Source organism: Isoptericola sp. NPDC056605, from assembly GCF_042792795.1.
Classification (GTDB): Bacteria; Actinomycetota; Actinomycetes; order Actinomycetales; family Cellulomonadaceae; genus Isoptericola.
On the sequence record NZ_JBHTVT010000005.1, the window covers coordinates 236,601 to 243,099 of the forward strand.

Here is a 6,499-nt window from a genome sequence, read left to right on the forward strand (position 1 = left end):
ACGAGTCTCGCCGAGGTCGTGGTCCAGTCCACTACCTCGGCGAGACGCGTCCTACCTCGGCGATTCCGGTGCTACCTCGCGGTCAGCTGCAGGGCAGCGGGCCGTCGGCCGGCGAGGTGCCGTTGGCGACGAAGCCCACCGTGGCCTGCGCCCCGGCGGCGAGGTCGGCGTTCCACGCCGCCCCCGTGATCGTCCCGCCGGACAGCACGCCGCCCCACAGGTTCGTGGTGGACCCCGCCGGAGCGGTCACCGCCCACCCCGGCGCGCCGTCGTCACCCGCGGTGACCACGATCTGGCCCTGGTACCCGCCCGACCACGAGTTCGTCGTCGAGTACACCGCCGTGCACGCCCCGTCCGTCGGGTCCGGGCCGCCGTCGTCCGGACCCGTCGTCACGCTCACCGGCGCCGACGCCGCCGACACGTTCCCCGCCGCGTCCCGCGCCGTCACCGTGATCTCGTACGACGTCTCCGGCTCCAGGCCGGCGAGCGTGGCCGACGTCGACGTGGAGGTCGTCGCGGCCTCGCCGTCGACCAGCACGCCGTAGCTCGTGACCCGCGTGTCGTCCGTCGACGCCGACCAGGTCACCTGCACGCTCGTGCCGTCCGCGGTGGCGGTCACGCCCTGCGGCACGCTCGGCGCGGTGGTGTCGGGGTCCGGGTCCGGGCCGGGGTCGGTGCCGCCGTCGCCGATCGCCGGGTAGGCGTTGGTCACGAGCATCTGGAACTGGCTCTCGAACCACTTGCCGGACAGCGGCGCGTCCGGGAGCGCGCCGGTGAGCAGGCCGCCCAGCTTGGGCGAGTTGAACGTCGGGTCGCACATCCGGTCGAAGTGCTTGCCCTCGTCGTTCGGGATCTCCTCCGAGGACCCGTCCGACTCGCCCGGGGGCTTCACCCACACGAAGGCGTCGAGGTGCGACTCGGGGTAGCCGGCGGGCGTGGCCTGGGGCCGCTCGCCGATGCCCGCGCCGGACGGGTTGCACCAGGCGCCGCGGTGGTTGCGGCGGTCGACGCGGGACTCGTCGACGTAGGTGTTGAGGTCGCTCGACGTGCTCTCGGCGGCGGGCCGGTCGGGGCCGCCCCAGCCGTTGCGGGAGGTGTCGATGAGCATGCCGATCGAGGCGGGGAAGCCCTCGGCGACGAGCAGGTCGTACAGGTGGGCGGTCCAGTCCGTCTCGTCGAAGTCGGCGTTCCACTCGTAGAACTCCGCCTGGCGCACGAACCCGCCGCTGCCGAAGTTCCCGTCCTCGAGGAACGGCTCCGCCAGGGGCGTCGAGTTCGCCGTGTTGGTGACGAATCCGGCCACGGAGTCGAAGCCCGCCTCGGTGCTGCCCACGACGTCGGCGAAGAGCTGGGCCGCGGGCTGCGCGTTGTTCGGCCAGCCGAGCCAGCCGGCGTGCGCGGCGTCGATGTAGCTGTACACGTTGCCCACGTCGTGCAGGCGGTCGAGCGCGTAGGCGACGCCCTCGCGGTAGTACGGCGCGGCCTGCTGGCACAGCGGCTCGCTGCTGTTGGTGACGAGGTTCGGCAGCGAGTCGGGCTCGACGGTCGCCACGATCCGCAGGTCCTCGTACGCCGGGTCGTCGAGGACGTCGACGATGGCGTCGATGTATTCGGTCTCGTAGCGCTCCATGCCCTCGTCCGTCGCGGGCAGCTCGCCGTTCGAGGCCAGGGCGTAGCAGTCGCGCCCGGGCAGGTCGTAGATGACGACGTTGAAGACCAGCGGGGTGTCGCCCTGCTTCTGCGCGAGCGCCGCGTCGAGGTGTGTCCGCAGGCCGGGGCCGTCGGCGTTGCCCTCGATGGCGCTGATCCGGTCCATCCAGACGGACGTCGGCTCGTTCGCGATGGCGCGCATCGAGTCGCCGAGGGCGCCGCCGGCACGCTCCGCGGCGGCCGTGACGTTGTCGGACCAGTACGCGTTGACGTACTGGTCCGCGCCCGCGAAGGGGTTGTCGACGCGGGGTTCGGCCGCGCCCGCCGAGGTGGCGGCCGTCAGCGGCGCTGCCACGAGCGCGGCGACGGCGGCGGTCGTGGCGGTGGCACGGCCGTGTGGCAGTCTCCGTTGCCGTCCCCGTTGCGGCGCGCCCTTGCGCCGTTCCCAAGCTGATCGCACAGGAGCCTCCTGGATCGTCAGGTGCCCGGGCCGTCGTGGCGGGCGCAACCGCCCCGGGACACCGGACGTCGGGCCGTCGGCGCCGACGACCCCAACCTGGCAACGGCCGGCGCCACGGGACAGGGCGCGAAACGTTTAGGCGGGGGCGGGCGCCGTGGAGCCCCGCATGACGAGCCGGGCGACGGGGACCGTGGTACCGGCTCGTCCGTCGTGGTCGTCGGCGGTCGTCGGCTCCCCGCCACCCAGCAGGGGCCGCACGGCGGCGGCGGCCGCGGCACCGAGCTCCTCCCACGGGCGGGCGACCGCGGTCGCGGCGGGATGCACCAGGCGACAGACCGCGGAGTCCTCGAGCACCAGCACGGACAGGTCCCACGGCACGCTCAGGCCGCGCTGCCTGGCCGTCTCGAGCACGGCGAGCAGCGCGACGTCGCCGTCGGCGACGACGGCCGTGGGGCGGTCCTCGGTGGCGAGCAGCCGCGCGGCGCCGGCCGCGGCGTCCTCGACGGTGCGGTACTCGACGCGCTCGACCGTGGCCGCGACGCGCGAGCGGAGGCCCGCCTGCGCCTCGTCGAGGGCGTCGAGCGCGTCGAGCAGGGCGGCCGACCGGTCCTCGTGGGCGTCCCGTGCGAGGAGCGCGAGCCGGGCGTGCCCGAGCTCGCGCAGGTAGCGCGCGGCGCGCTCGTCGGCGTCCCCGGCGAACCAGACCGAGCCCGCCGCGGCGCCCGGTCCCGCCGCGCGCGACGGCGCGAGCGGCACGAGGGGGACGCCGCCGTGACGGGCGGCGCGGGCACGCGGGTCGTCGCGCGTGAGCCCCGCGACGACGAACGCGGCGTGGCGCCGCTCCGTCCACGCGTGCTCGAGGTCCCGGGCCGCGGCGTCCCGGTCGGGCGCCACGTCGACGACGACGTCGGTGGCGGGCGCGTCGTCGCCCACCTGGAGCGCCGACCGCAGGCCGAGGGCGACGGCGGTGGCCCGCGCGGCGTCCGCCGGGCCGACCGCCTGGACGGAGACGCTGTGGGGCGCGGAGCGCAGCGAGCGCGCGGCGGCGCTCGGGCGCCAGCCCAGGTCCGCGGCGGTGCGCAGCACGTGGCGCCGGGTGCGGTCGGACACCCCCGGGCGCCCGTTGAGGGCGTAGGAGACGACGGCGATCGAGACGCCCGCGGCGCGCGCGACGTCGGTGATGGTGATGCGTCGGGCGCCGACGGCGGGCACGGGCCCGGTGCGGCTTGGCGTGGTCACGCTCCCACACTGTGCCGGGAATCGGTGCAGAATGCACCCGGGAACGTGCGCGGTACTCGACGGCGAGGACGGTGGTACGGATGACGACGGTCGGTGCTCAGGGAAGGGGCCCCGTCGGCGGCCCGCGGACGATCGGGGTGGTCAGCCCCGTGCTCGGGGGGTACTACTTCGGGCGGGCGCTGGCGGGTGCGGCCCGGGTGCTGCGCGCCGGGCGGCACCGGGTGGTGGCGCTGCAGACCTACCCGGCGGACCTGGACCGGGCCGAGTTCCCGGCGGTGCCGCGCCGGCGCACGCTGGTCGGCGGGTCGCGGTGCGACGGTCTCATCGTCGTGACGAGCGCGCTCGAGGACGACACGCTGCGCGACATCCACGACGCCGGCACGCCCCTGGTGCTCGTCGGGGTCGGCCCGGTGGAGGGGGTCTCGGCCCCGAGCCTCGGTCCGGACAACTCCGGCGCGGCGCGGGCCGTCGTCGACCACCTCGTCGCGCACGGCCACCGGCGCATCGGCTTCCTCGGCGCCGCGGACCAGACCGACACGCGCGAGCGGTACGACGCGTACCGCGACGCGCTCCTGGCGCACGGCATCGAACCCCGGGCCGAGTGGCTCTACCGCACCCGCGACAACCAGGAGGCCGGGGCGCAGGTCGTCGCGCGGCGCCTGGTGGAGGCGGGCGACGGGACGCTGCCGACGACGGCCACCCTCGCCGCCACCGACCGGAACGCCGTCGGCTTCATGCGCGGGCTGCGCGCCCAGGGCCTGCCGCTCCCGGAGGCGCAGGCCGTGGTCGGGATCGACCACTCCGACCTCGGGGCGCGGATCCGCCCGCGGCTGTCGACCGTGGACCTGCTGCACGACGCGGTCGGTGAGCGCGCCGCCCAGCTCGTGCTGGCGATGATCGCCGGCGAGCGGGTGACGGGGGAGCACCGCCTCGGGCGTTCGGCGCTGGTGCTGCGCGAGTCCTGCGGCTGCGAGGCGGGCGCGCGGGGGCACGTCGTCGTGACGGGGCGGAGCGGCTGCCCGGAGCCCGACGGGCGTGCGGACCTGCCGTCCGGCACCTTCGACCGCGCGTCCGTCTCCGCGCCCGGCACGTCGTCCGGCCCGACGGCGGGCGCGGACCCGGGCCTGGACGACGTGGCTCCCGTGGTGCTCGCGCGCGAGCACGGCCGGGACGTGTGGGTCGCCGCCGTGCGGCAGGTGCTGGCCGCCGCGGCGGACCGCGGGCTGCGTGCCCCGGCGCCGGCGCTGCGCGCGCTCGCCGACGCGACGGCCCGGCTGCGCCCGTCGCCCGACGCGCTCGAGCAGCTGGTGCCCGCGCTGCACGTCGAGGCGGCGAGGACCGTCCGGAGCCACCGGCGCGCGGCCGCGCGCCGCCTCTCGGGTCAGGGCGGGGCGGAGGCCGCGCGGAGCGGGACGGCGCTCGGGCCGGCCGCCCGCCGGACGGCGCTGGAGACGACCGTGCGCGACGTCGTGGTCGCGCTGGCGCGCGGGACGGTCGCGGGCACCCTGGGCCGGGCCGGGCGGCTCGAGCGCGAGCTCGCCGAGCAGTACGAGGTGGACCTCGAGATGATGCGGGCGGACGGCGACGCCCTGCGCAGCCTCGACTGGCTGCCGCGCGGCCACGGCGGGGTGGCGGCGCTCGCGCTCTGGGTCGACGACGCCGACGTCCCGGGCGGGCGGGCGCTGCAGGTGGTGGGCGCGCGCGGGGGCGCGACCGGCCCGCGACGGCTGGTCGGGGCGACGTACCCGCCCCAGGAGTTCCCTCCGCCCGAGCTCGTGGACCCGGCGTCGCCGACCGTCGTCGTGCCCGTGGGCTTCGGCAGCTCGGACCGGGGCGTGCTCGTGGTGAGCGGGCTCGTCGACACCCGCGCCACGAGCACGCGGGCGCGCTACAACCACTGGGCGGCCATGCTCGGCGTGGCCCTCGACGCGGAGGACACCCTCAGCGCCCTGCAGGCCCAGCGCCGGGAGCTGGCGGAGGCCGCGGAGCGCGAGCGGGTGCTGGCGCTCGAGGTCGCCGCCGGGCACGAGCGGACCGCGCTGGTGTCCATCGCGTCCCACGACGGCACCTGGGACTGGGACGTCGAGGCGGGCCGCGTGCGCTACTCCGACGCGTGGGCCCGCATCGTGGGGTGCGACCCGGCCGGCGTCGGCGACGACCCGCAGGAGTGGCTGGGTCGCGTGCACCCCGACGACGTCCGCCGCGTGCAGTCCGCGGTGGCCGCGCAGCTGTCCGGGTCGCACCAGCCGCTGGACGTCGAGCACCGGATCCGCGTCGCCGACGGTCGCCACGTCACGGTGCGCTGCCGCGCCGTCACGGTGCACGACGCCGGGGGCCGCGCCGCGCGCATGGTCGGGGCGATGGCCGTGGTCTCGGAGGTGACCCTGTTCCGCAGCGAGCTGCGCGAGCGGGTGCTGGTCGACCCCGGCAGCGGGCTCGTGGCCCGCGAGCTGTTCGTCGACCGGCTCGAGCGGGCGATCTCCCGCGCCCGCCGGGTCGGGGCGTACGGCTGGCAGGTCCTCGGCGTCGGGTTCCCCGCACCGCCGACCGCCCTGGCGCTGCGCCGCCTGCACGGCGAGCTGGAGCCCGACGACTGCGCGTACGGGCCGGCGCCGCGCGACGTCGTCGTGCTGCTCGACGGCGCGGACGCCGTCGCGGCCCGCGATCGCCTCGCCCGGCTGCGGGCGGTGCTCGGGGCGCAGGCCGTCGTCGAGCACGCCGCGGGCACGAGCCACCCCGAGCCCGCCCACGACGACGGGTCCGCGGGCGGCGGCGACGCCATCGAGGTGCTGCGGCGGGCGGGCGACCGGCTGGCGCGCCGTCGCGCGGCCCCGACCGCCCGGCGCGCCTGAGCGTCACCTGAAACGTTTCCGTGCGTTGCCGGGGCCGTGGAGCCGCGACGAGCCTCGGGGGTGCTCGACGCCCCCGTCGCCGCCGGCGGACCGTGGGGCGGGGCGAGCCTCCCGACGATGAGAGGTGCACGCACGATGTCACGCACGTCACGCACGTCACGCACGTCACGCACACCCGCACCACAGCCACGCGCCGCCCGATCACGTCCGGCCCGATCACGCCCCGGCGGGCGGCCGCGACGCGTCGTGGCCGCGGGCGCCGCGCTCGCGGCGCTGGCCGCGCTCGCCGCCGCCGGCC

The 6,499-nt window shown here is 77.2% G+C and carries 3 protein-coding genes; 1 reads left to right on the forward strand and 2 read right to left on the reverse strand.

Annotation, left to right across the window (positions count from 1 at the left end; translation table 11 throughout):
- Positions 1 to 82: 82 nt before the first annotated feature.
- The gene (locus ACFQ8Y_RS07885; RefSeq protein WP_430585110.1) at positions 83 to 2,005 is read right to left on the reverse strand and encodes a glycoside hydrolase family 6 protein; all 1,923 of its coding nucleotides are present in this window, start codon (positions 2,003 to 2,005) and stop codon (positions 83 to 85) included.
- Positions 2,006 to 2,245: 240 nt separating this feature from the next.
- Positions 2,246 to 3,349 (reverse strand): LacI family DNA-binding transcriptional regulator, encoded by a 1,104-nt coding sequence (locus ACFQ8Y_RS07890; RefSeq protein ID WP_430585111.1) that lies wholly within the window; start codon positions 3,347 to 3,349, stop codon positions 2,246 to 2,248.
- Positions 3,350 to 3,486: 137 nt separating this feature from the next.
- Between ACFQ8Y_RS07890 and ACFQ8Y_RS07895 the strand changes: the two genes are divergently transcribed.
- Positions 3,487 to 6,201 (forward strand): substrate-binding domain-containing protein, encoded by a 2,715-nt coding sequence (locus tag ACFQ8Y_RS07895; RefSeq protein WP_430585112.1) that lies wholly within the window; start codon positions 3,487 to 3,489, stop codon positions 6,199 to 6,201.
- Positions 6,202 to 6,499 lie beyond the last annotated feature (298 nt).